General features: G+C 45.8%; 1 protein-coding gene and 1 pseudogene. Both read left to right on the forward strand.

What is annotated here, in order from left to right:
• Window positions 1-309: 309 nt before the first annotated feature.
• Window positions 310-1,144, forward strand: a pseudogene (locus Q0991_RS11705) (IS1 family transposase).
• A 251-nt stretch (window positions 1,145-1,395) separates the two neighbouring features.
• A partial coding sequence (locus tag Q0991_RS11710; RefSeq protein WP_299488640.1) for a YifB family Mg chelatase-like AAA ATPase occupies window positions 1,396-2,522 on the forward strand: 1,127 nt, incomplete at its 3' end.

Below are 2,522 nucleotides of genomic sequence, written 5' to 3' on the forward strand. Positions count from 1 at the left end.
ATTAGTCTTCATAGTTGTAAAGTCTCTCTTTGGGTATTGGATTCAAGTCTTTTTCGCTCCCAAATATACATTACCCATCCCTGAAACTTTTCATATCACCTACACTGTGCTTTCCAGAAAGTTCCGTAGAAATACAGAGAAACTAAAAACCTGGAATAGATTGAGGGATACGACTTCTCCCGATAAATACTGAAAAGCCAGGTTCATCATGGGGAAATTGATGTTGTGGGGGAGTGATATGGCTAAGTATTAGGAAATTCGATTGTGCATCAAAAAAGTGTGGATTTGCTAAACCGATAGGGAGTTGAGTTGTTTTATTTCCTCATGCAATGTCCTCTATGTGGTCATCCAAAGTCCCACAAACACGGTAAAACCAGTAAAGACAGCCAACGTTACCGTTGCTCCCACTGCCAGCAAACCTTCGGTGAGACCTTTGACACCCTCTCTTATCGCCGTCAGATTTCTCCTCCAACTCTTCAGATCATCCTTCAAGCTCATGCTGAAGGCAGTAGCCTCAGAGGTCTATCTCGGATCACAGGTGTGGCCTATAACACCTGTGTAAGTGTGGTTCGTTCAGCGAGTCATAAAGCCCAAATGATTCACAATCAAGACGTCCAAGCCGTTGCGACCAACGTCATTAATGCGGATGAGTTATGGTCCTTTGTCAAAAAAAGCAAAAGCACTGTGAACCGGAAGAATGGAGTGTAGGCGATTGCTGGATAGCGTTGAGTCTCGCCAAAGCCAGTGGGTTGGTGCTCAGTGGTCGCATTGGCAAACATACCGACAAGCTCGCTCAAGCATTGATTGAGGCCAAACTACCTGTCACACTTGGCAAACCGATGGCTGGGAAGGGTACTCACGACAATTAGTCGATGAGGTGATCCATCACGTGAGTAAAGCCTTGACGCAGCGGTTAGAGCGGACCAATGGAATACTGCGCCAACAGACCGGGCAATAGCATCGACGACAGAACAAATTTGGCAAAGTCTGGCAACAGAGTGCAGTGACCTTAAGACTGGTGCCGACCTATTTCAACTGGATCTGGTGCCACTCTCGATTCAAGAATACAGCTGCACAACGAGCTGGATTGACGGAGCATCCTTTGGAATGGCAAGATTTAGCCACCTATCCCACACTTTGTTGATTCACAATCATTGAACCCATGATCTTTGATAAGGCAAGATTAATCCAACACTTAGGTCAGCTTGAATCTGATTTGATAGAGCAGTCTCAGGCAATTCTGCGTCGATATCTATCTTTATGAACGGCCATAAAACGGTTCGACTTGCGTTATCTAGCTTAATCACTGAGATTATATGGGGGTTGTGATTTAACGGTAAACAAGCCTTAAGAATTGAGTTTGTAAAGATCTACCTTTTTAGCAGGAATTAAGAGATGTTAGCTCGGGTATGGAGTGCATCCCTCATTGGGATTGAAGCTGTCAAAGTAGGGGTGGAAGTAGATGTATCGGGTGGGCTCCCAGGAATTGTGATTGTGGGTCTACCTGATGCGGCAGTACAAGAATCCAAAGAGCGGGTGAAAGCGGCTTTACGGAACTCAGGCTTGGCCTTCCCTATGCGTCGGATTGTCATTAACTTAACACCTGCCGATTTGCGAAAAGAAGGTCCCAGTTTTGATTTGCCCATCAGTATCGGTATGCTGGCAGCAACTGATCAGATTGATTCTCAGCTTCTTGGAGACTTTCTCTTTTTAGGGGAAGTGTCTTTAGATGGAGCTTTACGTCCCATAACTGGAGTGTTACCCATAGCAGCAGTGGCTCAGAAAATGGGATTGATGGGTTTAGTGGTGCCCCGGGCAAATGCGCGTGAGGCTTCTGTGGTTCAAGGATTGTCGGTCTATGGATTTGAAAATTTATCCCAAGTCAGTGATTTTTTGAATGATCCCATCTCGGTCAAGCCGACCCAGAAACAGGAAACAAAGGATCGTAGTTATGCCCATCCACACCTAGATCTTAAAGATGTCAAAGGCCAGGTCCATGCGCGCAGAGCTTTAGAAATTGCAGCCGCTGGGGGGCATAATTTGATTTTTGTGGGGCCACCCGGTAGTGGTAAAACCATGTTAGCTCGGCGATTACCAGGTATCCTTCCTCCATTAGAATTTAGTGAAGCCTTAGAAGTCACTAAGATTCATTCCGTAGCGGGTTTACTGAAAGACCAAGGGCGATTGCTCTGTCAGCGCCCGTTTCGCTCTCCCCATCACTCCGCATCAGGGCCTGCCTTAGTTGGAGGGGGAAGTTTTCCGAAGCCGGGAGAAATTTCCTTGGCCCACCGAGGGGTTTTGTTTTTGGATGAATTAACTGAGTTTAAAAGGGATGTGCTGGAGTTCTTACGTCAGCCCTTGGAAGACGGGTTTGTCAGCATTTCTAGAGCGAGACAGTCTGTGACGTTTCCAGCCCAATTTACCTTATCCCTCTTTTATCACTTTAGTCAGATAAAAAATAGACTATTCTCAGTGTCTATTTTTCTGATGAGTGATGTCAGCTTCAAGAAGTCCAGAATCAA

The sequence above is a fragment of the Acaryochloris sp. IP29b_bin.137 genome, assembly GCF_028285745.1.
GTDB lineage: Bacteria > Cyanobacteriota > Cyanobacteriia > Thermosynechococcales > Thermosynechococcaceae > Acaryochloris.